At 72.3% G+C, this 24,249-nt stretch carries 22 protein-coding genes; 15 read left to right on the top strand and 7 right to left on the bottom strand.

Going from position 1 to position 24,249, the window contains the following annotated elements; translation table 11 throughout:
* Positions 1 to 212: 212 nt before the first annotated feature.
* The 9 genes from rsmD (at position 213) to ACFYPS_RS23550 (ending at position 8,160) form a co-directional block, all read left to right on the top strand.
* On the top strand, positions 213 to 776 hold the full coding sequence (rsmD, locus tag ACFYPS_RS23510) for a 16S rRNA (guanine(966)-N(2))-methyltransferase RsmD (protein WP_354966948.1): 564 nt from the start codon (positions 213 to 215) through the stop codon (positions 774 to 776).
* A complete protein-coding gene (coaD, locus tag ACFYPS_RS23515; protein ID WP_354966947.1) occupies positions 773 to 1,255 on the top strand; it encodes a pantetheine-phosphate adenylyltransferase in 483 nt (160 codons plus the stop codon). Before rsmD ends, coaD begins: the two co-directional genes overlap by 4 nt.
* Before the next feature lie 235 nt (positions 1,256 to 1,490).
* On the top strand, positions 1,491 to 1,988 hold the full coding sequence (locus tag ACFYPS_RS23520) for a hypothetical protein (RefSeq protein ID WP_354966946.1): 498 nt from the start codon (positions 1,491 to 1,493) through the stop codon (positions 1,986 to 1,988).
* Between the two features lie 110 nt (positions 1,989 to 2,098).
* Positions 2,099 to 2,662, top strand: coding sequence for a YceD family protein (locus ACFYPS_RS23525; RefSeq protein WP_354966945.1), 564 nt, complete (start codon positions 2,099 to 2,101; stop codon positions 2,660 to 2,662).
* Positions 2,663 to 2,667: 5 nt separating this feature from the next.
* Positions 2,668 to 2,841, top strand: a complete 174-nt coding sequence (gene rpmF / locus ACFYPS_RS23530; RefSeq protein WP_074317731.1) for a 50S ribosomal protein L32 — start codon at positions 2,668 to 2,670, stop codon at positions 2,839 to 2,841.
* Positions 2,842 to 2,955: 114 nt separating this feature from the next.
* Positions 2,956 to 3,942, top strand: a complete 987-nt coding sequence (locus ACFYPS_RS23535) for a phosphate acyltransferase PlsX (RefSeq protein ID WP_354966944.1) — start codon at positions 2,956 to 2,958, stop codon at positions 3,940 to 3,942.
* The gene (rnc, locus tag ACFYPS_RS23540; protein ID WP_354966943.1) at positions 3,939 to 4,859 is read left to right on the top strand and encodes a ribonuclease III; all 921 of its coding nucleotides are present in this window, start codon (positions 3,939 to 3,941) and stop codon (positions 4,857 to 4,859) included. The genes ACFYPS_RS23535 and rnc overlap by 4 nt, the downstream gene beginning before the upstream one ends.
* On the top strand, positions 4,852 to 5,709 hold the full coding sequence (gene mutM, locus ACFYPS_RS23545; protein ID WP_354966942.1) for a bifunctional DNA-formamidopyrimidine glycosylase/DNA-(apurinic or apyrimidinic site) lyase: 858 nt from the start codon (positions 4,852 to 4,854) through the stop codon (positions 5,707 to 5,709). Before rnc ends, mutM begins: the two co-directional genes overlap by 8 nt.
* 231 nt (positions 5,710 to 5,940) lie before the next feature.
* Positions 5,941 to 8,160, top strand: a complete 2,220-nt coding sequence (locus ACFYPS_RS23550; protein WP_354966941.1) for an MMPL family transporter — start codon at positions 5,941 to 5,943, stop codon at positions 8,158 to 8,160.
* A 71-nt stretch (positions 8,161 to 8,231) separates the two neighbouring features.
* Here ACFYPS_RS23550 and ACFYPS_RS23555 read toward each other — a convergent pair whose 3' ends face one another.
* Entirely contained in the window at positions 8,232 to 9,074 is an 843-nt protein-coding gene (locus tag ACFYPS_RS23555; protein WP_354966940.1) for an endo alpha-1,4 polygalactosaminidase, read from the bottom strand.
* Positions 9,075 to 9,191: 117 nt separating this feature from the next.
* Positions 9,192 to 10,292 carry a CAP domain-containing protein gene (locus ACFYPS_RS23560; protein WP_354967062.1) on the bottom strand — a complete coding sequence of 367 codons (1,101 nt, stop codon included), beginning with the start codon at positions 10,290 to 10,292 and terminating at the stop codon, positions 9,192 to 9,194.
* A gap of 391 nt (positions 10,293 to 10,683) precedes the next feature.
* On the opposite strand from ACFYPS_RS23560, the gene ACFYPS_RS23565 reads away from it, so the two are divergent.
* The 3 genes from ACFYPS_RS23565 (at position 10,684) to ACFYPS_RS23575 (ending at position 15,481) form a co-directional block, all read left to right on the top strand.
* Positions 10,684 to 10,878, top strand: coding sequence for a hypothetical protein (locus ACFYPS_RS23565; protein ID WP_007456482.1), 195 nt, complete (start codon positions 10,684 to 10,686; stop codon positions 10,876 to 10,878).
* Positions 10,879 to 11,246: 368 nt separating this feature from the next.
* A complete protein-coding gene (gene smc, locus ACFYPS_RS23570; protein ID WP_387327007.1) occupies positions 11,247 to 14,861 on the top strand; it encodes a chromosome segregation protein SMC in 3,615 nt (1,204 codons plus the stop codon).
* Positions 14,861 to 15,481, top strand: a complete 621-nt coding sequence (locus ACFYPS_RS23575; protein ID WP_354966938.1) for an HAD-IA family hydrolase — start codon at positions 14,861 to 14,863, stop codon at positions 15,479 to 15,481. Before smc ends, ACFYPS_RS23575 begins: the two co-directional genes overlap by 1 nt.
* A gap of 7 nt (positions 15,482 to 15,488) precedes the next feature.
* On the opposite strand, the gene ACFYPS_RS23580 is transcribed toward ACFYPS_RS23575, so the two are convergent.
* From ACFYPS_RS23580 to ACFYPS_RS23600, 5 genes are all read right to left on the bottom strand, one after another.
* Positions 15,489 to 16,010, bottom strand: coding sequence for a DinB family protein (locus tag ACFYPS_RS23580; RefSeq protein ID WP_354966937.1), 522 nt, complete (start codon positions 16,008 to 16,010; stop codon positions 15,489 to 15,491).
* Between the two features lie 44 nt (positions 16,011 to 16,054).
* Positions 16,055 to 16,549, bottom strand: coding sequence for a universal stress protein (locus ACFYPS_RS23585; RefSeq protein ID WP_354966936.1), 495 nt, complete (start codon positions 16,547 to 16,549; stop codon positions 16,055 to 16,057).
* A gap of 11 nt (positions 16,550 to 16,560) precedes the next feature.
* Positions 16,561 to 18,180: an MDR family MFS transporter gene (locus ACFYPS_RS23590; protein ID WP_387327010.1), complete on the bottom strand. Its 1,620-nt coding sequence runs from the start codon at positions 18,178 to 18,180 to the stop codon at positions 16,561 to 16,563.
* A gap of 145 nt (positions 18,181 to 18,325) precedes the next feature.
* Complete coding sequence (locus tag ACFYPS_RS23595; protein WP_354966934.1) at positions 18,326 to 18,769, bottom strand: MarR family transcriptional regulator; 444 nt, start codon at positions 18,767 to 18,769, stop codon at positions 18,326 to 18,328.
* Positions 18,770 to 18,795: 26 nt separating this feature from the next.
* Positions 18,796 to 20,508 (bottom strand): alkaline phosphatase D family protein, encoded by a 1,713-nt coding sequence (locus ACFYPS_RS23600; protein ID WP_387327012.1) that lies wholly within the window; start codon positions 20,506 to 20,508, stop codon positions 18,796 to 18,798.
* 82 nt (positions 20,509 to 20,590) lie between these two features.
* Between ACFYPS_RS23600 and ftsY the strand changes: the two genes are divergently transcribed.
* The 3 genes from ftsY (at position 20,591) to ACFYPS_RS23615 (ending at position 24,242) form a co-directional block, all read left to right on the top strand.
* Positions 20,591 to 21,781, top strand: a complete 1,191-nt coding sequence (gene ftsY / locus ACFYPS_RS23605; protein WP_387327014.1) for a signal recognition particle-docking protein FtsY — start codon at positions 20,591 to 20,593, stop codon at positions 21,779 to 21,781.
* 6 nt (positions 21,782 to 21,787) lie between these two features.
* The gene (locus ACFYPS_RS23610) at positions 21,788 to 22,651 is read left to right on the top strand and encodes an aminoglycoside phosphotransferase family protein (RefSeq protein WP_172898993.1); all 864 of its coding nucleotides are present in this window, start codon (positions 21,788 to 21,790) and stop codon (positions 22,649 to 22,651) included.
* Positions 22,652 to 22,829: 178 nt separating this feature from the next.
* Positions 22,830 to 24,242, top strand: coding sequence for an ammonium transporter (locus ACFYPS_RS23615; RefSeq protein WP_354966931.1), 1,413 nt, complete (start codon positions 22,830 to 22,832; stop codon positions 24,240 to 24,242).
* Positions 24,243 to 24,249: the final 7 nt, after the last annotated feature.

The raw sequence follows: 24,249 nt of genomic DNA on the forward strand, positions 1-24,249 counted from the left end.
CCGTGGGCCGGTGGATTCCCGCCGGCACCCGGCAGACCCTAGCGAGATCGCCGTGCGTGATACAGCGCTCAGGATTAGCTAAGACTGATGTTATGAATATGAGATCATCGATACACGAACCGTGATCATGTGGTTGCTGGGGCGATACGGGCGGTGTCGATCGCGGTCTCCGTCGGCTCGCGTAGCGTCGGGGTCATGAGCAGGAGGAGACGGTGACCCGGATCGTGGCCGGGACGCTCGGCGGCCGGCGGATCGCCGCGCCCCCCGGCGCCGGCACCCGACCCACCTCCGACCGGGTCCGGGAGGCGCTGTTCAGCGCCGTCCAGGCCGAGGCCGATCTCGACGGCGCCCGCTTCGCCGACCTGTACGCCGGCTCCGGCGCGGTCGGGCTGGAGGCGCTCTCCCGTGGCGCCCGGCACGTGCTGCTGGTCGAGTCCGACCCTCGGGCGGCCCGGGTGATCCGCGAGAACGTGGCGGCCCTGCGGGCCGGCCCCGCCGTCCGCCTGGTGACCGGCAGGGTGGCGACCGTGCTGGCCGCCGGCCCGGACGGCGGGCCGTACGACGTGGTCTTCGCCGACCCGCCGTACGCGGTGCCGGACGCCGAGATCACCGCGCTGCTGACCACCCTGGTCGACGGTGGCTGGCTGGCGAGCGACGCGCTGGTGGTGGTGGAGCGGTCCGGCCGCACCGGGCCGGTCGAGTGGGTGGACGGGATCACGGCCGAGCGCAGTCGCCGTTACGGCGAGACCACCCTTTGGTACGGTCGCCGATCATGAGACGCGCGGTTTGCCCCGGCTCGTTCGACCCGGTCACCAACGGACACCTCGACATCATCGGACGGGCCAGCCGGCTCTTCGACGAGGTGATCGTCGGCGTGCTGATAAACCAGTCGAAGAGTGGCCTCTTCACCGTCGATGAGCGGATCGACATGCTCCGCGAGGTGACCGCCTCGTACGGAAACGTGCGGGTCGAGTCTTTCCGTGGGCTGCTGGTCGACTTCTGCCGGGCCCAGCAGGCGAGCGTGCTGATCAAGGGCCTGCGGGCGGTCAGCGACTTCGACTACGAGCTGCAGATGGCCCAGATGAACATCGGGCTGGCCGGCGTCGAGACGCTGTTCATGCCGACCAACCCGCTCTACTCCTTCCTCTCCTCCAGTCTGGTCAAGGACGTGGCCAAGTGGGGCGGCGACATCTCCGCCCACGTCCCCGACCTGGTCCGCGAAGCCCTTCAGTCCCGCCTCGGCCCCCGCTCCTGACCATTCGGCGCGGTTGCGATCCTGAATCGTGGCCTTTGTGACAGTTGTCGGCCGGTGCGTGCAGGATCGCCGGGGCCCTTTCCCGCGCGGTCGCGTCGTGTGACGATGCCGCGACGCGCCGGGTCGGGGTGGATCGGGCAGGTGTGGGGCGGGCACGACATGATTGGTAGAGCGGGGAACCGGCCGTAGCCCGCATCATGGAGGTCGGCCGACGAACGACAGGAGTGAGGTACCGGTGGACCCGCTCGATCGCATCGACGAACTGATCGCCATGGTGGAGCAGGCCCGCTCCGTCCCGATGTCGCGCAACAACTGCATGGTCGACCGGGGCGAGATGATCGCGGCCCTCGACGAGATGCGCGCCGACCTCCCCGCCGACCTGCGTCGCGCGGGCGCGCTGCTCGACGAGCGCGACAAGATCATGGAAGCCGGCAAGCGCGAGGCGGACCGGATCATCAGCGAGGGTGAGGCGGAACACGCCCGCCTCGTCTCGGTGAACGAGATCACCGTCTCCGCCGAGCACGAGGGGGCCCGGATCGTCGCCGAGGCCCGGGCCGAGGCGCAGCGCCTGCGTGAGGAGGTCGACGACTACGTCGACACCGCGCTGGCCAACTTCGAGCAGTTCCTTACCAGGGCGCTCGCCTCGATAGAGCGTGGCCGCGACAAGATGCACGCGCTGCGGGAGATCGGCACCTTCGGTGGGGATGAGGCGGAACGCCCGCTACCCTTCTGAGCGGCACCTCACCAGCCGACATTCTTGGGCGGGCGTCGCCCCCGGTTCGACGGTCCGGCGGTCGTCCAGGTAACCTTTTTTGTCGGCCTCACACCGGCCGGAGTCTGACTATGCCCAAACACTCGCCATCGACACTCGACCCCAGGTCGCCGCTGGTCCTCGACACGAGGGACCTGCCGCGCCGGCCTGGCGCGTTGCGTACGGTCCAGCGGGTCGTGCCGGCACCGGCGGACCTCGGTGTGGAGTTGATCGGCGTTCCGGAGGGCGCGGACCTCGACCTCGACCTGAGGTTGCAGTCGGTGTCCGAGGGCGTGCTCGTCTCCGGGACCATCACCGGTCCCGTCCGGGGCGAGTGCGGGCGCTGCCTGCGCGAGATCAACGACTCGATGGCCGTGACGATCCAGGAGCTGTACGCGTACGAGAACAGCACCACGGACGCCACGACCGAAGAGGACGAGGTGGGCCGGATGCAGGGCGATCTGATCGACCTGGAGCCGGCGCTGCGGGACGCGTTGGTGCTCACGCTGCCGACCAACCCGCTCTGCCGGGAGGACTGCCCAGGACTGTGCCCCGAATGCGGGACGCACTGGGACGATCTGCCGGCCGACCACAGTCACCAGCAGATCGACCCGCGTTGGGTGGGCCTGTCGCAACTGACCCGTACAGAGGAGTAAGAACCGTGGCCGTCCCGAAGCGCAAGATGTCGCGCAGCAACACCCGGTCCCGCCGGGCGAACTGGAAGGCGACCGTGGTCGCGACCGTCGCGTGCCCGCAGTGCAAGTCCCCGAAGCTGCCGCACGCCGCCTGCTCCGTCTGCGGCACCTACAACGGCCGCCAGGTCATCGAGGTCTGACCTGGACGCCGAGTGACGCCCCCGATCCCAGGTCGGGCGGCGCGCGCACCCTGGCATTCGCCCGGTGCCCCGGCTCCCTCCGACGCCGGCCGGCCCACTCCGGTCGGCGTTCCAGTGGAGCCGGGCACCGCGCGGATCGCCGTTGACCTCCTCGGCGGGGACGACTCTCCCGCCGTCGTGGTTGACGGCGCTCTGCGAGCCGTGCGCACCGACCCTGACCTGCATCTCCTTCTCGTCGGCCCGGCTGAGGTCGCCGACGAGCTGATCGCTGCCCTCGATCCGGCCCAACGTGCCCGGATCACGGTGCGGCCGGTCCGCGACGCCGTCGGCATGGCCGACCATCCCAGCGCCGCCCGCGCGGAGAGCACCGTCCGGGCCGCCGTCACCGCCGTCCGCGACGGCACCGCCGACGCCCTGGTCTCCGCAGGCGCCACCGGTGCCACCGTCACCGCTGCCGTGCTCGGCCTCGGTCGCTGGCCCGAGATCCGTCAACCCGCCCTCGTCGCCACCCTGCCCGGGGTCGCCGGGCCGGTCGTGCTGCTCGACGTCGGCGGCTCGCTGGAGCCCCGCCCGGCCACCCTCGCCCGGCACGCCGTGCTCGGCGCCGCGTACGCGACGGTGGCGCATTCGATCGCCGAGCCCCGTGTCGGCCTGCTCTCGGTCGGCACCGAGGCCGGCAAGGGCGACCGGGTCCGTCGGGCCACCGATCCGCTGCTCGCCGTCGAGCCGCTGCCCGCAGCGGCGCGCTACGTCGGGCTGGTCGAGGGGTACGACGTCGCCCTCGGCGCGCGCGCCGATGTGGTGGTCACTGACGGCTTCACCGGTAACGTGCTGCTCAAGGCGATCGAGGGCGCGTACGCCATGGCCGGCGGCCCGCCCGTCGTTGGTGGCGCTCCCCGCGCCGCCGCCCTGCTCGGCGTAGCCGGGACGGTGGTCGTCTGCCACGGCTCCGCTCGCGCCGCCGACGTCGCCTCCGGCATCGCCCTCGCCGCCCACCTGTGGCGGCGGCACGCCACCGCCCTGGTCTCCGCGTTGCTCGACGGCGACGCCGCGACGCACCGCACCGACCGCTCCACCGACACCGAGGTACGCACATCATGAGCAACGACAAGCGGCGGCGGGCGTCCGTCGGTCACCTGGAAGCCGCGTTCGGCGTGAGCCTGGACCCTGACCTGCTGCAACGCGCGCTGACCCACCGCTCGTACGCGTACGAGAACGGCGGCCTGCCCACCAACGAGCGGCTGGAGTTCCTCGGCGACTCGGTGCTCGGCGTGGTGATCACCACGGCGCTCTTCCACAACCACCCGGACCTGCCCGAGGGGCAGCTGGCCAAGCTGCGGGCCAGCGTGGTCAACATGCGCGCGCTCGCCGACGTGGCCCGTGGCCTGGGACCGGACGGCCTCGGCGCGTACCTGCTGCTCGGCAAGGGCGAGGAGACCACCGGAGGTCGGGACAAGGCGAGCATCCTGGCCGACACCCTGGAGGCGCTGCTCGGCGCGATCTACCTCCAGTACGGGCTGGACACCGCCGGGATCGTCATCCACCGGCTCTTCGACCCGCTGATGGCGGAGTCGGCAGGCCGGGGCGCGGCCCTGGACTGGAAGACCAGCCTCCAGGAGCTGACCGCGGCGCTCGGGCTCGGCGTGCCGGAATACCGGATCGAGGGCACCGGCCCGGACCACCTCAAGACGTTCACCGCCTGGGTGGTGGTGGCCGGCAACCGGTACGGCGGCGCCGAGGGGCGCAGCAAGAAGGAGGCCGAGCAGCGCGCCGCCGAGGCGGCCTGGCGCACGCTCGCCGACGAGGACGACCAGGACGATCAGGTCGGCCAGTCTGGTCGGGACGGCCAGGCTGGAGCGAACGGGCGCACCGGCCGGGACGGATCGGCCGACCGCGATGAGCCGGCCGGGCCGATGGAACGCGCCGAGCGGGCGGCCCAGACCGAGCAGGCTGACCACCTCGCGCAGGCCATGCCGGCCGACGTCGCGGACCGCGGGACGGGGCTACGACGTGCCTGAGCTGCCCGAGGTGGAGACCGTCCGGCAGGGGCTGGCCCAGTGGGTCATCGGCCGCCGGATCGCCTCGGTGGAGGTCCGCCACCCCCGTGCGGTCCGCCGGCACGTCCCCGGCGGAGCGCACTTCGCCGACGTGCTCGCCGACCGGACCGTGCTGGACGTCCGCCGCCGCGGCAAGTACCTGTGGTTGCCGCTGGACAGCGGCGACGCCGTGATCGGGCACCTCGGCATGTCCGGTCAGCTGCTGTTCCAGCCGCCCGGCACGCCCGACGAGACCCACCTGCGGGTGCGGTTCCGGTTCGCCGACGGCGGGCCGGAGCTGCGCTTCGTCGACCAGCGCACGTTCGGTGGGCTCTCGGTCAGCGAGGGCGGCGCGGACCTGCCCGCGGAGATCGCGCACATCGCCCGCGACCCGATGGACCCGGAGTTCGCCGACGCGGCGTTCGTCGCCGCGCTGCGCCGCCGACGGACCGAGGTGAAACGGGCTCTGCTCGATCAGACCCTGATCTCGGGGGTGGGCAACATCTACGCCGACGAGGCGCTCTGGCGCGCCGGGCTGCACGGCACCCGGCCCACCGACGCGCTGACCGGTCCGGCCGCGCAGCGCCTGCTCGGCCACGTCCGCGACGTGCTCGCTGAGGCGATCAAGGAGGGTGGCACCAGCTTCGACGCCCTCTACGTCAACGTCAACGGTGAGAGCGGCTACTTCGACCGGGCGTTGAACGTCTACGGCCGCGAGGGTGAGCCGTGCCGGCGGTGCGGCGCCCCGGTCCGCCGGGAGGCGTTCATGAACCGCTCCTCGTACAGCTGCCCACACTGCCAGCCCCGGCCCCGGGGTTCCCTTCGGGGATGACCCGGAGGTCGCTCGGGGTCGGGTCCGGCGGGTCGCGGCCGACCTTTCCGGGCTGGACCCGGGCGGCGGTCCGAATCGCGGGTTGATGCCCGCCGTACCGCCCGAACGGTCCCGCCGACCCGTGTGGACCGGCTCCGGGGACGGCGGGGGACGATCCCCGATGTGACCGCCTCGTCACGCTCCTAACGTCAGCACCGTTGACAGGGGGTTGACGTGACAGGGGGACCCGAGATGGGGACAAGACCGGTGACGGTGCGGATGGCGCGGTGGAGCGCCGAGCACCCGTGGCGGGCGATAGCGCTGTGGGCCGTTTTCGTGGCGGTGTGCTTCCTCGGTGGCAACGCCGCCGGCCTCAACGAGGCCACCAGCGGCGACCAGGCGATCGGCGAGGCGGGGCGCGCCGGCCTGATCGTGGATGCCGGCGCCTTCGACGACGCGGCCGTGGAGAACGTCCTGATCACGTCGCGGGCCGGCGCGCTGGACCCGGCGGCGGCGAAGGTGGCGGCGGACGACGCGGCGGCCCGGCTGCGCACGGTCACCGGCGTCGCCGAGATCGGCCCGCCGGTGACCGCCCGGGACGGCTCGGCGCTGCTGCTGCCGATCACCATGTCCGGCGACCCGGGTACCGCGTCCGACCGGGTGCAGCCGCTCCGTGACGCCACCGCCACCGTCCAGGAGGCGCACCCGCAGCTGCGCGTCGAGCAGGTCGGCGGCCCGTCCATCGGGCAGGCCCTCGACGACACCCTGGGCAAGGACTTCAAGCGCGCCGAGCTGCTCAGTCTGCCGGTCACGCTGGCGATCCTGATCGTCGCGTTCGGCGCACTGATCGCGGCCAGCGTGCCGGTGCTGCTGGCGCTCTCCTCGGTCGCCGCCGCGATGGGTCTGTCCACTCTCGCCTCGCACCTCGTGCCGGCCACCGACACCACGGCCCCGGTGATCCTGCTGATCGGCATGGCGGTCGGGGTCGACTACTCGCTGTTCTACGTCCGGCGGGAGCGGGAGGAACGCGCCAAGGGCCGCTCCGGGCTGGACGCGGTGGAGATCGCTGCGGAGACCTCCGGGCACGCCGTGGTGGTCTCCGGCTTCGCAGTGATCATCTCGATGGCCGGCCTGCTGCTCGCTGGCGACGTGGTCTTCTCGTCGCTGGCCGTCGGCTCGATCCTGGTCGTCGCGGTCGCGGTGGTCGGCTCGCTGACCGTGCTGCCCGCACTGCTCGCCAAGCTCGGTCGTTGGGTCGACCGCCCCCGGGTGCCGCTGCTCTGGCGACTGACCGCCCCACGCGCCGGCCGGCACGGCCAGCCCCGCTCGCCCCGGCTCTGGCCGGCGGTGCTCCGGCCCGCGCTGCGTGCCCCGGTGCCGACCCTGGTCATCTCGGTCGGGTTGCTGCTCGCGCTCGCCGCGCCGGCACTCGGCATGAAGCTGAAGTTCCCCGGCATGGAGGACCTGCCGCGCACCACCCCGGCAATGCAGGCGTACGACCGCCTCACCGCCGCCTTCCCGAGCACCGGCACCAACCACGTTGTGGCCGTCCGGGCGCCGGCCGAGCAGGCCGACCGGGTCCGCGCGGCGCTCACCGACCTGGCCACCCGGGCTGCCAGCGATCCGCTGTTCGCCCCCACCGAGGCCGACGGCCCGAAGATCGAGGTGTCGGCCGACCGGCGGGTCTCGGTGCTCGACGTGGCCACCCCGTATGCCAGCCGTGACGACCGGTCGGTGCGGTCGCTGGAGAAGCTGCGCGAGGACCTGGTCCCGGCCGAGCTGCGGGGCATCCCCGGCATCGAGTACGCGGTCGGCGGCAGCGTGGCCGACAGCGAGGACTACGCGCAGCACGTCCGGGACAAGCTGCCGCTGGTGATGGGCTTCGTCCTGGTGCTCACCTTCCTGGTCATGGTGCTCACCTTCCGGTCGGTGGTGGTGGCGGCCAGCGCGATCGCGTTGAACCTGCTCTCCGCCGGCGCCGCGTACGGGCTGCTGGTGCTGGTCTTCCAGGGCGACTGGGCGGCGGGGCCGCTCGGCTTCACCTCGATGGGCGCGATCGTGTCCTGGCTGCCGCTGTTCCTCTTCGTGGTGCTCTTCGGCCTCTCCATGGACTACCACGTCTTCGTGGTCAGCCGGATCCGCGAGGGCATTCGGGCGGGCATGTCCAACCGGGACGCGGTGGCGTACGGGATCACGTCCTCGGCCGGCGTGGTGACCAGTGCGGCGATCGTGATGGTCGGGGTGTTCTCCATCTTCGCCACGCTGAGCACGATCGACATGAAGCAGCTCGGCATCGGCCTGGCGGCGGCGATCCTGCTGGACGCCACGATCATCCGGGGCGTGGTGCTGCCGGCGCTGATGACCATGCTCGGCGACGCCAACTGGTGGGCCCCACGCTTCCTGCGCCCGCGCTCGGCGCCCACCCCCACCGAACCACCGGCCCCCGCCCCGGAGCTGGTGCCGGTGTCCTGACTCCTGCCGCACCCCACCCCGTCCGCGTCGATCCAGACGATTCTCCCTGGATCGACGCGGACGGGGCTGCGTCAGGGCAGGGGGCAGGCTTCTCGCCAGGCGTTCAGGGTCCGGTCCTTGCGGATGGACGCGAAGCCGTAGCCGACGGTGGTGACGCAGAAGTCGTCGGTCGAGCCGGTGTACTCGACATGGAAGACCGGTTTGTCGGCGTCGGCGAAGGGCAGCAGCTTGGCGCACTGGTCGAGCCGGACGCATTCCTCGTTGACCGCGAAGTCGAAGTCCGGGGCCAGCGCGGCGAGCTGTGGCACGTCGTTGACCAGCCCGGGGGAGAGGTCCAGCGACCGGGCCAGCCGGGCCAGCCGGCGGTTGAACAGCAGTTGGTCGTCGAAGTCGAGCGGGAAGCCGCTGCGCTGGGCGTACCCGTCGGCGTCGGCCAGCGCCACCGCGCCGAAGCCCTTGCCCCGGCAGAGCCGGAACCGGTCGGCCAGCACCGGCTCAAGCGCGTCCCACCGCCGGACGTCCAGCCACCGGCTGCCGGGTTGGCGGCCGGTGGAGCCCTGTACGGCGGCCGGGAGCCGGCTGGCGTCCGGGTCGTCCGAGCGGACCGAGCCGATGTGCACCTGGCAGATCAGCCGGCGGTTCCGGGAGCGCAGCTCGGCGGTCTGGGCGGCGGTGGTGGCCACCGGGTCGAGCAGGAAGACGTCGGCGTCCACCGCCGGGTCGAGCGGGCCGTGGAGCTGCCACTGCCACTGCCAGTGCCGGGCCTGGTCGGTCGGCCAGGGGGTGGGCGCCCCGGGCGGGGTGAACTCGGCCCGGCAGCCGTACGCCGGGACCAGCAGGACGAGGGCGACGCAGGCCGCCGCGATTCGGCGCAGCGGGCATAAGACGGCGCGTCGCCGCGGCCGGATCCGCATCGGCAGCTCCCGGGTCCCGGGCGGCCCGTCGCCGCCCTCACCGGTACGCCGCCCCCACGCTCCGGCCCGGCGTACCTCACCGGGTCAAACGAGCGCGGGGGCGGGGACGACGCGCGGTCAGCGCGGCGCCGCGAAGACCTGCGTCCAGTACGGTCCGTTGCTGTTGGCGATGCCGACGCCGATTTCGGTGAACGCGCAGTTCAGGATGTTCGCCCGGTGGCCGGAGCTGTTCATCCAGGCGTCCATCACGGCGGCCGGGGTCTTCTGGTTCCACGCCACGTTCTCGCCGTAGGTGCGCCAGGCGTAGCCCACCCGGTCGAGCCGGACTCCGGCGTTGCTGCCGTCGCTGCCGGTGTGCGACATGTTCTTGTGATCGGCCTGGTCCTGGCTGTGCCGCTGGGCGGCGGTCATCAGCTTGTCGTCGATGCTCAGCGCCTTGCAGCCGGCCTTGGCCCGTTCGGCGTTGACCAGGTCGACCACCTCGCGGGCCTGGGCGCTGACGGTGCCGCTGCCGCCGGAGCCCGTGCCGGTGGTGCTGCTCGGCGCGCTGGTGCGCGGGGTGCTGCGCCGCGAGGCGGCGGTGGCGCGCGACGACGCCGGGCTGGGCTTGACGACCTTGCTAGGTGTCGGGCTCGGCCGGGCGGAACTGGGCGCGGTGGTCGGGGAGGGCGCGACCAGGTTGTCGCCCACCGGCTCCTCGGTCGGCACCGCCGGGGCGGCGGCGAGGGTGTCGTCGACGGCGGTCGGCTCGCTGGCCGTGCCGCCTCCGCCGGGCAGGGCGAGCGCGCCGACGCCGAGGCTCACCACGAGGGTGGCCGCCGCGGCGGCGCCGCCGATCACCAGGGGGCGGCGCCAGCGCCGCTGGGAGCGGTGCCGGCCCTCGCTGGAACGGCCCGCACCGGTCGTGTCGGTCGGCCAGCCGCCGGTGGTCTCCTCGGCGGGGGTGTTGCCGCGCCAGTCGCCGGTCGCCTCGTCGTCCTGCCGGTAGGCGGGCTCGTACGCGGGCCAGGCGGCGGTCGGGCCGTCGGCGGGCTCGGCGGGGGCCGCCGGTTCCTGCTGCCAACGGGCGGTGGGCTGCGGGCGGTGCCACTCGTCGCCGGGCTGGTCAGGGTCGTCGTCACCGAACAGGTAGGCCGAGCGGGGTTCCGGGCGGTCCCTCAGCCAGTCCGGCTCGTCGGTCGGCCGCTCGGCGCGCCGGGGGGCGCCGTTCGGGTCCATCGGGTCGGTCCAGCCGTACACGCACTGCCTCCACGGGGTCGGTTGCGGGCCGGAGTGACGCTACGACCCGCCCACTACCTGCGGCAACGTGGCTAAGGAAGAGTTAAGGGGAAGTCGGACGCCAAGGTGCGGACTTCCCGGAATTCGGGCGTACAGTAAAGGTGTCCGGACAGAGAGTGTCCGTGCCTTGAGGCAGCCCCCCCGACAAGTGGACAGGTCGACGTAGAGATGATCTACGGCCTGCGAGAACTTGACGAAGGGGGGTTTGCGGCTCAATATATAGGTGTCGCCAGTCGCGCCCGGTCATGCCCAGATACAGCTGGAATGACAGTCGCGTATGAATGGGCGCGCGTTGGCCGGCCTTTCCGGCAGCGCATATCAAGGAGTCAGCATGGCGAAGGCCCTCTACGGCCACGTAGGTGCAGCGCCCGACCGGCGTCTGCTCGACGAGGTCACCCGACTGCGTGCCAGGGTTCAGGCACTGGAGTTCGAGATCACGCGTCTGCGCGCCGACAACGATCGGCTCGCGGCGGCTGCGGCGGAGGCGGACGACCTGCTTCGTCTGGCCGAGCCGGCGCTGACCTGATCTCCGGGGTCGGAAAACTGAATCGCACCATCGCAAAAATGCGCGCCGACACCTCTGTGCCGGCGCGCAACGCTGTCCGGCCCCTTTCCCGGTCGGCTATTTATGATCTTGTCTCGGGCGGCGCTGGAACCGCGCCAGTTGTTTCCGGAAACGCGTCGGACGGCGTACCGATCATGAACGGTGTTTGTCTTTCTCGCCGCCTCTCGAACAACAGCGCCGGCGGCTCGCACTCGCGTCCCGCGCTTCCGACCGGCGCGCTTCGGGGCGGGTCGCGTGCCCGACCGCTCCCGCCACCGGGTTAGTCTGCGGGTTCACCAGGTCCGCGCAGCCGGCGACGGTACGGCGGCCACCGGACAAGGATCGAGAAGGTGTATCTCAAGAGCCTGACGGTGAAGGGCTTCAAGTCCTTCGCCTCCGCCACGACGTTGAAGCTGGAGCCCGGGATCACCTGCGTGGTGGGCCCGAACGGCTCCGGCAAGTCCAACGTCGTCGACGCCATCGCCTGGGTGCTCGGCGAGCAGGGCGCCAAGGCGCTACGCGGCGGCAAGATGGAGGACGTCATCTTCGCCGGCACCGCCGGCCGGGCGCCGCTGGGTCGCGCCGAGGTCACCCTCACCATCGACAACACCGACGGCGCGCTGCCGATCGAGTACACCGAGGTCTCCATCACCCGCCGGATGTTCCGCTCCGGCGAGAGCGAGTACGAGATCAACGGCAACTCGTGCCGGTTGCTGGACATCCAGGAGCTGCTCTCCGACTCCGGCATCGGCCGGGAGATGCACATCATCGTCGGCCAGGGCCGGCTCGACGGCATGCTGCACGCCAAGCCGGAGGACCGCCGGGCGTTCATCGAGGAGGCGGCCGGCGTCCTCAAGCACCGCAAGCGCAAGGAAAAGGCGCTGCGCAAGCTCGACGCGATGCAGGTGAATCTCAACCGGCTCACCGACCTCACGGCCGAGCTGCGCCGCCAGCTCAAGCCGCTGGGCCGGCAGGCGGAGGTGGCCCGGCGGGCCGCCGCCATCCAGGCGAACCTGCGCGACGCCCGGCTGCGGCTGCTCGCCGACGACCTGGCCACCCTGCGGACCACCCTCGACCGGGAGATCGCCGACGAGACCGCGCTGCGGGAGCGGCGCGAGCAGGTCGAGGCCGAGCACGCCGAGGTGCAGGGCCGGCTCGGTGAGCTGGAGGCCGCGCTGGCCGAGGACGCGCCGCTGCTCGCCGCCGCCCAGGACACCTGGTACAAGCTGTCCGCCCTCCAAGAACGCTTCCGGTCGATCGAACAGCTCGCCCGCGAACGGCTGCGGCACCTGAGCGCCACCGGCGACGACGAGCGGCCCGGCCGCGACCCGGACCAGCTGGAGGCCGAGGCCGAGCGGGTCCGCGAGCAGGAGGAGGAGCTGCGCGCGGCGCTCACCGACGACCAGATCCGGCTGGCCGAGGCCGTGGAGCACCGCCAGGAGCTGGAGCGTCAGCTCGCCGCCGCCGAACGGGAGCTGGTCGTCGCCGCCAAGGCCATCGCCGACCGGCGCGAAGGGATGGCCCGGCTCACCGGCCAGGTCAACTCGGCCCAGGCCCGGACCACCAGCGCCGGCGAGGAGATCGAACGGCTCGCCGTCGCGCACGCCGACGCGATGAGCCGTGCCGAGGCGGCGCAGGCCGACCTGGACGCGGTCTCCGCGCAGTCCACCGAGGCGGACCGGGACAACGCCGACCTGGACGCCCGGCACGCCGAGGCGGTCGCCGGGCAGGAGCGGGCGCAGGCCACCGTCCGGTCGCTGGCCGACGCCGAGCGGGCGGCGGAGAAGGACGCGGCCACCTGGAAGGCCCGGGAGGAGGCGCTCTCCCTTGGCCTGCGACGCAAGGACGGGGCGGGCGCGCTGCTCGCCCGGGCCGGCGACGTCCCCGGCCTGCTCGGCAGCCTCGCCGGGCTGCTCACCGTCGCCCCGGGACACGAGGCCGCGTTGGCCGCCGCGCTCGGCGGCCTCGCCGACGCGGTCGCGGTCAGCGGGGTGGACGAGGCCGTCGAGGCGATGCGGCTGCTCAAGATCTCCGACGCCGGCCGGGCCGGCCTGCTGGTGGGCAGCCCGGCGGGGCCGGGCATGACCGGTTCCGCCGACGCGCTGCGTCCAAAGGTGCCCGACGGCGCTCGATGGGCTCCCGACCTGGTGGAATGCGCCGCCGAGCTGCGCCCCGCGGTGCACCGGGCACTGCGCGACGTGGTGCTCGTCGATGATCTGGCCGCCGCGGCCGACCTGGTCGCCGGCAATCCCGAGCTGCGCGCGGTCACCCCGGACGGGGACGTCGTCGGGGCGTACGCGGCGGCCGGCGGGTCGGCCAAGGCGCCCAGCTACATCGAGGTGCAGGCGGCCGTCGAGGAGGCTCGCAGCAACCGGCTCGCCGCCGAGCAGACCGGCGCGGAGCTGCGCGACCAGCTTGGCGAGGCACGTGCCGAGGTGGCCGTCGCCAAGGAGGCCGTGCAGCACGCCGCCGCCGAGAAGCGCGAAGCGGAGAGCCACCGGAACGCCGCCGCCCGCAGACTGGCCGAGCTGGGTGCGGCGGCCCGCTCGGCGAAGGCGGAGACCGACCGCCTCGGCGAGTCCCGGGCCCGTGCCGAGGCCGCCCGGCAGCGGGACCTCGCCGCGCTCGCCGAGCTGGAGGAGCGGCTTCGGCTGGCCGAGGAGACCCCGGTCGACGCCGAGCCCTCCGCCGAGGAGCGGGACCAGCTCGCCGCGATGGTGCCGCAGGCCCGGCAGAACGAGATGGAGGTCCGGCTCGCGGTGCGTACCGCCGAGGAGCGGGTCTCCTCGATCGCCGGCCGGGCCGACTCGCTGGCCCGGCAGGCCACCGCGGAGCGGGCCGCCCGGGAACGCGCCGCGGCCCGGCGGGCCGCCCGCACCCGGGGCGCGGGCATCGCCCGGGCCGTCGCCGCCGGCGCCCGGGAGGCGCTCACCCGGCTCACCACCTCGATCGCGGCCGCGGAGGAGCACCGCGACGCGGTGGCCCGGGAACGCGCCGCCCGCGAGGCGGAGCTCCAGGAGGTACGCGGAGCCGCCAAGCGGTTCGGCGCGGAACTGGAGCGGCTGACCAGCCAGGTGCACCGGGACGAGGTGGCCCGCGCCGAGCAGCGGCTGCGCATCGAGCAGTTGGAGGCGAAGGCGGCCGAGGACTTCGGGTTGGACGTGGAGACCCTGGTCGCCGAGTACGGGCCCACCCAACCCGTACCGCCCACCCAGGTCGACGTCGCGGCGGCCGAACGCGACGGGCTCCCGGTGCCCGAGCCGGTCCGCTACGAGCGGCCGGTGCAGGAGAAGCGGGCCGCCAAGGCCGAACGCGAACTGGCCCTGCTCGGCAAGGTCAACCCGCTCGCGCTGGAGGAGTTCGCCGCGCTGGAGGAGCGTTTCAAGTTCCTCTCCGAGCAGCTGGAGGACCTCAAGGCCACCCGGCGGGACCTGCTCACCGTGGTCAAGGACGTGGACGAGCGGATCCTGGAGGTCTTCGCCAGCGCGTTCGAGGACACCGCGCGGGAGTTCGAGCAGGTGTTCACCGTGCTCTTCCCCGGCGGTGAGGGTCGGCTGATTCTCACCGACCCCGAGGACCTGCTCACCACCGGCGTCGAGGTGGAGGCCCGCCCGCCGGGCAAGAAGATCAAGCGGCTGTCGCTGCTCTCCGGTGGCGAGCGGTCGCTGACCGCGGTGGCCATGCTGGTGGCGATCTTCCGCGCCCGGCCCAGCCCGTTCTACATCATGGACGAGGTGGAAGCCGCCCTGGACGACGTGAACCTGGGCCGGCTGATCACGCTGCTGGCACAGTTGCGGGAGAAGAGTCAGCTGATCGTCATCACGCACCAGAAGCGGACGATGGAGATCGCCGACGCGCTCTACGGAGTGACCATGCGCAGCGGTGTCACCCAGGTGATCAGCCAACGGCTCAACCGGGCCGACGAGGACGACCAGCGGCACAGCCGCGGCGAGGAGAACGGGTAGTGGCTCGGGAACGCGCGACGGCGCTCCTGCTGGATCTGGACGGCGTACTGCGCCGGTTCGACCCGGCGGTGGCCGCCGGGGTGGAGCGGGAGTACGGCCTCGCCGACGGGGTGCTCACCGAGATCGCCATGCGGTGGGGCCGGCTCCAGCCTGTGCTCACCGGCCAGGTCAGCCACGCCGACTGGGTGGGAAGCGTGGCGGACGCGCTGGCCGAGCCGGCCGGCGACCCGGACCGGGCCCGGGCGGCGGTGGAGCAGTGGCAGCGCTACCGGGGCGAGGTGGACACCGAGGTGCTCGACTTCGTCCGGGAGGTGCGCGCAGCAGGGATCAAGGTCGGCCTGGCCACCAACGCCACCGACCTGCTCGACGCCGACCTGGCCACGCTCGGCCTGACCGGCGAGCTGGACGTGGTGGTGAACTCCTCGACGCTCGGGGTGCACAAGCCGGCCCCGGAGTACTTCCAGGCCGCCTGCGTGGCACTGGCCACCCCGCCGGCCCGGGTGCTCTTCGTCGACGACGAGGACTGGGCAATCCGGGGCGCCAGGGCCGCCGGCCTGTCGGCACACCGCTGGGGCGGCCACGCCGACCTGCGCTACCTGCGGGCGGCGCTGAACTACTGAGCGGCCCTCACTCGCCGGTGACGCCGTCGATACGCTCGCGAATCAGGTCGGCGTGACCGTTGTGCCGGGCGTACTCCTCGATCATGTGCACATAGACCCAGCGCAGGTTGAAGGTGCGCTTCTTCGCGCCGACCTCCGTGAAGGTCTCGTCGAGCGAGTGGCCGAAGGCAGCCTCCCGGGCCAGCGCCACCTCCCGATGGAAGGTGGCGAAGTCGGCCTCGGCGTCGGCGGCGCTGACGTCGTGGTCGGCGTCCGGCGTCTCCGGGGTGAAGTACGGGTAGTCGACCGGCTCGCCGGCGAAGTTCTCCCGGAACCACCAGGCCTCCACCTCGGCCAGGTGCCGGACCAGGCCGAGCAGGGTCAGCCCGGACGGCTCCACGCTCGGCGTGCGCAGCTGGGCCTCGGTCAGCCCGGCGCATTTGAGCAGCAGCGTCTGTCGGTGGTAGTCGAGCCAGCCGTCGAGCATGGTGCGCTCGTCGCCGACGTACGGTTCAGGTGTCCGGGTGATCTCCGGTGCGATCCACGTCATGCCGCGCATCCTGCCCGGCGGACCTGACACAACGCGACGGGTTATCAGGGCACCACGACGACGGGCCAGCGGCCGGTGCGAACCAGGCGGGTGGCGACCGAGCCGACCAGCCGGTGACCCGCCTGCTCGGAAGCGCCGACCACCACCATGTCGGCCTGGAACTCGTCGGCCGCCGCGCACAGTTCGCCGTACGCGTCGCCCCGCCGGCACAGGAAGGTCACCGGCAGGCCGAGCTCCTCGGCGCCGCGCCGGCACTCCCGGCGCAGTTCGTCGGCCAACTCGTCGTGGGTGCGCTGCACCGCGCCCGCGTCCATCCCCGGCACCAGGGCGGTCAGTCCGCTCGCCGAGCTGACGAAGAGCACCACCAGCGCGGCGCCCTGCCGGCGGGCCAGGCCGGCGGCGTAGGAGCCGGCCCGCTCGGAGGTGCGGGTGCCGTCCACACCCACCATGATCACCCGGGGTCCGTCCGTGCCTCGCTCGAAGGGCAACGGGCGGGTCCGGGGCCCGTAGTCCTCGCGGTCAGGCGCTCCCACGCTCATGGCTGTCTACCTCACCTCTGCTCGCCGGTACGGACGACGGCGGCATCAGCGCCGGCCCCGATGGTTGATTCTTGCTCGACTTCGGCGCCGACCGGAGAGCCGGTGTGCTGCCGCAGCGGCACCTCCTTGATGAAGCTCACAGCGATCAGCGCGATCAGCGCGAAGGGGGCAGCGGCCACGAAGATGTCGCCAGCGCCGTGGCCGTACGCGCTCTCCACCACCGCCCGGATCGGGCCGGGCAGGGTGTGCACGTCGGGAAGGACGCCACCGCCGCCCGAGCTGGACGCGGAGATGCCGAGCCGGGCCAGGCCCTCGGACGTGTAGCCGGTGACCTTGTGGCCGAGCACCGCGCCGAGCGCGGAGACGCCGATCGCGCCGCCCAGGCTGCGGAAGAACGCCACCATCGAGCTGGCCGCGCCGAGCTCGTGCGTGCCGACGGTGTTCTGCACGGCGAGGACCAGGTTCTGCATGGTCATGCCGAGGCCGATGCCGACCAGCGCCATGTAGATGCTGAGCAGGGTGAAGCTCGTGTCGGCCCGGAGCGTGCCCATCAGCGCGAAGCCGACTGTGAGCAGCGCCGTACCGATCACCAGGAACCGCTTCCAGCGGCCGGTCTTGGTGATGATCCGACCGCTCAGCGTCGACGCGACCAGTAGGCCGAGGATCATCGGCAGGGTCATGAGGCCGGACATCGTCGGGCTCTGGCCGCGGCTGATCTGGAAGTACTGGCCGAGGAAGACCGAGGCGCCGAACATGCCCACGCCGACCGCGATGCTCGCGACGACGGCCAGGGTGATGGTGCGGTTGCGGAACAGGCGCGGCGGGATCATCGGCTCGGCGGCCCGGGTCTCCACCCGGATCGCCAACGCGCCGAGCACCAGCGCGCCGATCACCATGGCGGCGGACTGCCAGGAGGTCCAGTCGAACTGGTTACCGGCGAGCGAGACCCAGATCAGCAGCAACGAGACGGCCGCGGTGATCAGCGTGGCGCCCCACCAGTCGATCTGCGCCTTCCGCTTCACCACCGGCAGGTGCAGGGTCTTCTGGAGCACGACCAGCGCGGCGATGGCGAAGGGCACCCCAACGTAGAAGCACCAGCGCCAGCCCAACCACGAGGTGTCGACGATCACGCCGCCGATCAGCGGGCCGCCGATGGTGCCGACGGCCAACACGGCGCCGAGGTAGCCGCTGTAGCGTCCCCGCTCGCGCGGCGCGATCATGGTCGCCATGATCACCTGGGCCAGCGCGGTGAGGCCGCCGGCGCCGATGCCCTGGAGCACCCGGCAGGCGATCAGCTCACTGGTGCCCTGCGCGGCGCCGGCCAGCACCGAGCCCAGCACGTAGATCCCCAGGGAGAGCTGGACCAGGAGCTTCTTGCTGGTCAGGTCGGCGAGCTTGCCCCAGATGGGGGTGGTCGCGGTGGTCGCGAGCAGGGCCGAGGTGACCACCCAGGTGTACGCGGACTGGCCGCCGTGCAGCTCGGTGATGATCCGCGGCAGCGCGTTCGAGACGACCGTGGAGGAGAGGATCGCGACGAACATGCCCAGCAGCAGACCGGAGAGGGCCTCCAGGATCTGTCGGTGGGTCATGTCGACGCCGGTCGCCCGGGTGGGCGCTGTCGCCTGGCTCATCGTTGCTGCCTCCGCGTGGAGTCGAGGTGGAGCGGCGGGGCCGGTGAGGCCGCTGCCGCTCAGAAGTTGCTTGAAGCAACCGTAGGGGTTGGTTGCCTCAAGCAACAACTCGTCGGACCGCGCCGGCATTCCCCGCCGCCGCCGGTCAGACCCAGGAGTCGTTGAACCGGCCGAGCAGCCGGGCGAACTCCTCGACGTCCCGGGCCGGCCAGCCGTCCAGGGCGCGCAGGAATTCGCCCAGCCGGGCGGACCGGGCGACGTCGAACCGCCGCTGACCCTCCTCGGTGAGGCTGATCTGCGCGGCCCGCCGATCGCTGGGATCGGGGTCGCGGTTGACCAGGCCGAGCGCTTCCAGCCCGTTGATCTGCCGGCTCAACGTCCCCTTGCCCACCCCCAGCCGCCCCGCCAGCTCGGTCAACCGGATCGAGCCACTGCGGCGCAGCCAGAGCAGCAGGCCGTAGGTGTTCGGTTCGAGGTTCGGGTGCACCTCCCGGGCGATCTCCCAGGAGACCGCCCGGCCACGACGCAGCAGGGCCGTCAGTTCGTGCTCGACCGCCCGGATCGGCTTCGGCAGGTGCTCGTCGTCCACGGCGTAGAGACTACGGCGGGGTCAGCTCAGCCGTTGCCGGAGAGCCGGTGGCGCATCACCGGGCGTAGCCGCCCATCCTTCGTGGTGCCCTCGACGGTCACCTCAGCCGCGCGCCCCCGGTGGGTCAGGGTGGACACCGCGTTGCCGAAGTAGGGGCCGGCCAGCTTGCGCCAGCGCACCCCCGGGCGGCGGACACCCGCCGAGCGGGCCAACGCCCGGGTCGCCCCCGCCGGGCCGGCCGACCAGGCGAGCCGCATCAGCGGACGGATACCGGCCGGCACCTGGTTGTGGATCGGCGAACAGGTGAGCTGGTGCACCGGGGTCACCACCGCCGGGTCGGCGAACCGGGCCTGGGCCACGTACGAGTGGTGCACGTCCCCGGACAGCACGCTGATCGACGCCGGCGGGGCGTACGCCGGGCCTGCGCCGACCCGCGCGCCGGACCGGCTCGGGGTGCCGGTGCCGATCCGGGCGAAGGTTTCCGCGAGCGCCTCGAAGGAGCGGCGGAAGGCAGCCCAGTGCTCCAGGTCCAGTGCCCGGCGCAGCTTCTCCGCCCCGCGCGCCACCCAGGGCCGGCGTGAGTCGGCGAGCTTCTCGTTCCACGCCTCGACATGGTGGATGCCCTGCGGCAGCAGCCAGGGCAGCGAGGCGCCGACCACCAGGTGGTCGTAAACCCCGTGCGCCTGGTCGAGGAACCAGGCCCACTCACCCGGCGGCAGCATCGCCCGGTTGCCCCGCTCGAGCACCCGACTGCACCGGTTGTCCAGCATCACCAGCCGGGTCCGGCCCAGGTCCAGCGCGTAACTCCACTGGTACTGCACCGCACGCCAACGCTCGGTGTCGTGCGCCAGGTCGGACTCCTGGTCGACCCGGTGGCCGAACTCGCGCAGCACGCCGGTGGCGTCCTCCGCGGCGGTGACCTTCGCGAACACCGGGTCGGCGGCGATGTCGTCCGGGGAGAGGTTGCCCAGGTGCTGGTAGACCCAGTAGGAGGCGAGACCGCTGCCGATCCGCTCGGACCACCACGGCTGCTCGCGGACCTCGGCCCGCCAGGACGCCGAGGTGTTCCAGTCGTCGATGATCTCGTGGTCGTCGAAGATCATCACGCTCGGCACGGTGGAGAGCAGCCAGCGGATCTCCGGATCCCGCCAGGACTCCAGGTAGAGCTTGGTGTACTCGTCGAAGCTCACCACCTGGTCGGCCGGGGCGCCCTTCGGTCGCCGCCGGCGCCGACGCAGCAACCGGCGCACCGTCGGCGACGTGACGTCGGCGTAGACCTGGTCGCCGAGCAGCACCAGCAGGTCCGGCAGCGCGTTCGCCTCGGGGTCGGCCATCAACCGCCGGGCGTACGCGTCCAGCGCGTCCGGCGGGAGCTTGCGCGTGGTGGCGTGCTGGGTGGTTTCCCGGCATGAGCCGAAGAGCAGGCTCACCGGCTGGTCCCGGTCGTCGGCCGCCCGGGTGCGGATCACACTCGGCGGGAAGCCGCTGCTCGGCACCGGCCAGACCACCTCGTCGTCGACCAGCACCTCGTACGTGGTCGCGCTGTCCGGGGTGAGCCCCTGCACCACCACGAGCGCGTAGTGATGGTCGTACGCCGAGAAGGTGGCTTCGGTGCCGGTGGCGCCGTCCGCGGTGCGGACGGTGACCACGGCGGGCGCCGCCGTCTCCACCCAGATGGTCGCCCGGGTGTCCACCACTCGCCGCAGAAGGGGGCCGATGAGGAGGTGGGCGGCGGGCATGCGGCGAGCCTACCGCCGGTTCCCGCACCGGCCGGGGTGCGGTGGCTGGGACGCCGCGCCCGGCATCTGACAGGATTCCGGCATGGCCGAATATCTCGTCCTCGCTCTGGTCCTGCTCGGTGTGCTGATCGCCGGCACAGTCGGGCTGGTCGTGCCGCGATTGCGGCGGCGGCCCGAGCCCCCACTGCCGCGCACCGAGGTCGACACCCGGGCCGAGGAGGATCTCGCCGGCCCGCCGGTCGAGGCGCCGGAGTCCGATCTGTCCACCGGTGTCCTGGTCGAGCCGCCACCGGTGCTCGAGGTGCCCGCGCCGACCGTCGAGGTGCCCGAGCCGACCGCCGGGCGGCTGGTCCGGCTCCGCTCGCGGCTGTCCCGCTCGCAGAACGTCTTCGGCAAGGGGCTGCTCGGCCTGCTCGCCCGCGACCACCTCGACGAGGACGTCTGGGAGGAGATCGAGGACAGCCTGATCACCGCCGACGTCGGCGTCGACGCCACCCGCGACATCGTCGACCGGCTGCGCGAGCGCACCCGGGTGCTGGGCACCCGCTCGGCCTCCGAGCTGCGCGCACTGCTCGCCGCCGAGTTGGTCAACGCCCTCGACCCGAGCCTGGACCGGTCGCTGCGCACCGCCCCGAAGGACGGCGTCCCGGCGGTGCTGCTGGTCGTCGGCGTCAACGGCGCCGGCAAGACCACCACCTGCGGCAAGATCGCCCGGGTGCTGGTGGCCGACGGCCGCAGCGTCCTGCTCGGCGCGGCGGACACCTTCCGGGCCGCCGCCGCCGACCAGCTGGAGACCTGGGGGTCACGGGTCGGGGCGGAGACCGTCCGCGGCCCGGAGGCCGCGGACCCGGCCAGCGTCGCCTTCGACGCGGTCAAGCGCGGCATCGACACCGGCGTGGACACCGTGCTCATCGACACCGCCGGCCGGCTGCAGAACAAGGTCGGCCTGATGGACGAGCTGGGCAAGGTCAAGCGGGTGGTGGAGAAACAGGGCCCGATCGATGAGACACTGCTCATCCTGGACGCCACAACAGGGCAGAACGGTCTGGAGCAGGCCCGGGTCTTCACCGAGGTGGTCAACGTGACGGGCGTGGTCCTGACCAAGCTCGACGGCACCGCGAAGGGCGGCATCGTGATCGCCGTGCAGCGCAAGCTGGGCATCCCGGTGAAGCTCGTCGGCCTCGGTGAGGGCAAGGACGATCTGGCCCCGTTCGACCCGGCGCAGTTCGTCGACGCGCTGTTGGGCACCGAGGCCGCCGGACGGGACGCGTAGTCTCGGGTGACCACTGACGATCGCGCGTACGCGGGCTGGCGCGACCCCGGCCACCCCTCGCAGCGCCTCGGGAGACCGTACGTGACTTCGCAGGAGATCCCGCTGCACGGCGGCAACGTGAGCACCGTGGTCCGGGTCGGTGACACGGTCCGCCGCAACGCCGGGCCCTGGACCCCGTCCGTGCACGCCCTGCTGAGGCACCTGGAGTACGTCGGGTTCACCGGCGCACCCCGGGCCCTGGGCATGGACGAGCGCAACCGCGAGGTGCTGTCGTACCTGGAGGGGGAGTGCGGGGAGTACCCGCTCGCCCCGCACTGGGTGACCGACGAGGCGCTGGTCACCGTGGCCACCATGCTGCGGATGTTCCACGACGCGCAGTACGGCTTCACCCCGCCGCCCGGGGCGGTCTGGCGCTCGTTCGGGCCGCCGCCACCGGACACGGAGGTGATCTGCCACCACGACGCGGCGCCGCACAACGTGATCTGGCGGCCGGACGGCACGCTCGGGCTGATCGACTTCGATCTGGCGTCGCCAGGCTCCCGGATCTACGACGTGGCGTACGCGGCCTGGACCTGGGTGCCGATCTTCGCGGACCGGGATTCGATCACCCTCGGCTGGAAGCGCCCGGACCGGCCGCGCCGGCTGCGGCTCTTCGCCGACGCGTACGGGCTGATCCCCCGGGACCGGCACCGGCTGATCCGGACCATCCGCAAGCGGATCGTGGATCACGTCGAGGGAATCCGTCGGATGGCCGCCGCCGGGGAGCCGGCGTTCGTCCGGATCGTGCACAAGGGGCACCTGCGCCGGCCGATGCGCGATCTGCGGCTGCTCGACTACGAGCGGCACGCCCTGGAGAACGCCCTCCGTTGAGCGCATTCCGCTGACCGTGCGAAGTTCGTGACACGTACGAAACAACCCGTCACGAAACGGAAACCGGCACGGGACCATGGGTGAAACAGCCGGCCGCGAAGCTTCCGCCCAACCGGCCGACGGGCGACGCTGCCCCGGAAAGCCGCGAAGGAGGGAACTTCACCTTTAGGAGGCCAGCGTGCCTGAAGCACCCACGATCGACGGCGGCAATACCGTTTGGCTGCTGGTTTCGACCGCGCTCGTGCTGCTCATGACCCCGGGACTGGCGCTGTTCTACGGCGGGCTCAACCGGGCCAAGGGCGTGCTCAACATGATGATGATGAGCTTCTCCGCCATCGGGCTCATCTCTGTTCTGTGGTGGTTCTACGGCTTCAGCGTCGCCTTCGGGACCGACGTGAACGGTTTCTGGGGCGACCCGGGCGCGTACCTCGGCACCAAGACCTTCCTCGCCGAGACCGACCTGTGGGGCGCCACGGCGGAGAACCCGAGCGGCATCGGGGTTCCGCTCTACGTGTTCATGGCCTTCCAGATGGTCTTCGCGGTGATCACCGTCGCGCTGATCAGCGGTGCCATCGCCGACCGGGCCAAGTTCGCCGGCTGGCTGCTGTTCGCCTTCGGCTGGGCCACCCTGGTCTACTTCCCGGTCGCCCACTGGGTCTGGGGCGGCGGGATCATCGGCGGCGACATCCACGCGCTGGACTTCGCCGGTGGCACCGCGGTGCACATCAACGCCGGCGCGGCGGCCCTGGCCGTGGCTCTGGTGCTCGGCAAGCGGCTCGGCTGGCCGCGCGAGGGCATGAAGCCGCACAACATTCCCCTGGTCGCGCTCGGTGCCGGCCTGCTGTGGTTCGGGTGGTTCGGGTTCAACGCCGGCTCGGAGCTGACCGTCGACTCGGTCGCCGGCCTCGCCTTCATCAACACCCAGCTCGCCACGGCGGCCGCCGTGCTCGGTTGGATCGCGGTCGAATGGATCAAGGACCGGAAGCCGACCATGGTCGGCGCCTCGTCCGGCGCCGTCGCCGGCCTGGTCGCCATCACCCCGGCCTGCGGGTTCATCGCCCCCTGGGCGGCCGTTCTGCTCGGCATCGTCGCCGGGGTGGTGTGCGCGCTCGCCGTCAGTCTCAAGTACCGGTTCGGCTACGACGACTCCCTCGACGTGGTCGGCGTGCACTTCGTCGGCGGCTGGATCGGCTCGCTCTGGCTCGGCCTCTTCGCCACCAACTCGGTCAACGCCGCGATCAGTGACGTGGTGGGCGCCTCCGACGGCCTTTTCTACGGCGGCGGCGTCACCCAGCTCGGACGGCAGGCGCTCGCCGGCCTGATCGTCTCGGTCTGGTCGTTCGGCATCGCCTGGGTGCTCGCCTTCGTCATCGAGAAGACGATCGGCTTCCGGGTGCGGGCCGAGGCTGAGGTCGAGGGGATCGACATCGCCGAGCACGCCGAGAGCAGCTACGACCTGTCCCCGGCGGGCGGCGGCACGGGCAGCGCGTTCGCGATGGCCGGCATCGGCACCCCCGGTGGCGGCGTGACGAGCGGTGCCAAGCCGGAGGCGGATCCCGCCGAGCCGGTCAGCGAGAAGGTCGCCGGTTAACGTTCCT

This window comes from Micromonospora sp. NPDC005087, assembly GCF_042872965.1.
Lineage (GTDB): Bacteria > Actinomycetota > Actinomycetes > Mycobacteriales > Micromonosporaceae > Micromonospora.

Excerpts from the sequence above, each read along its gene's own strand:
- ACFYPS_RS23585 (WP_354966936.1), bottom strand. The coding sequence starts at position 16,549 with ATGAGCGTGGGAGCGCCTGACCGCGAGGACTACGGGCCCCGGACCCGC.
- rnc (WP_354966943.1), top strand. The coding sequence starts at position 3,939 with ATGAGCAACGACAAGCGGCGGCGGGCGTCCGTCGGTCACCTGGAAGCC.
- ACFYPS_RS23565 (WP_007456482.1), top strand. The coding sequence starts at position 10,684 with ATGGCGAAGGCCCTCTACGGCCACGTAGGTGCAGCGCCCGACCGGCGT.
- ACFYPS_RS23590 (WP_387327010.1), bottom strand. The coding sequence starts at position 18,180 with ATGAGCCAGGCGACAGCGCCCACCCGGGCGACCGGCGTCGACATGACC.
- ACFYPS_RS23550 (WP_354966941.1), top strand. The coding sequence starts at position 5,941 with ATGGGGACAAGACCGGTGACGGTGCGGATGGCGCGGTGGAGCGCCGAG.
- ACFYPS_RS23560 (WP_354967062.1), bottom strand. The coding sequence starts at position 10,292 with ATGGACCCGAACGGCGCCCCCCGGCGCGCCGAGCGGCCGACCGACGAG.
- ACFYPS_RS23525 (WP_354966945.1), top strand. The coding sequence starts at position 2,099 with ATGCCCAAACACTCGCCATCGACACTCGACCCCAGGTCGCCGCTGGTC.
- ACFYPS_RS23600 (WP_387327012.1), bottom strand. The coding sequence starts at position 20,508 with ATGCCCGCCGCCCACCTCCTCATCGGCCCCCTTCTGCGGCGAGTGGTG.
- coaD (WP_354966947.1), top strand. The coding sequence starts at position 773 with ATGAGACGCGCGGTTTGCCCCGGCTCGTTCGACCCGGTCACCAACGGA.
- ACFYPS_RS23555 (WP_354966940.1), bottom strand. The coding sequence starts at position 9,074 with ATGCGGATCCGGCCGCGGCGACGCGCCGTCTTATGCCCGCTGCGCCGA.
- ftsY (WP_387327014.1), top strand. The coding sequence starts at position 20,591 with ATGGCCGAATATCTCGTCCTCGCTCTGGTCCTGCTCGGTGTGCTGATC.
- ACFYPS_RS23580 (WP_354966937.1), bottom strand. The coding sequence starts at position 16,010 with ATGACGTGGATCGCACCGGAGATCACCCGGACACCTGAACCGTACGTC.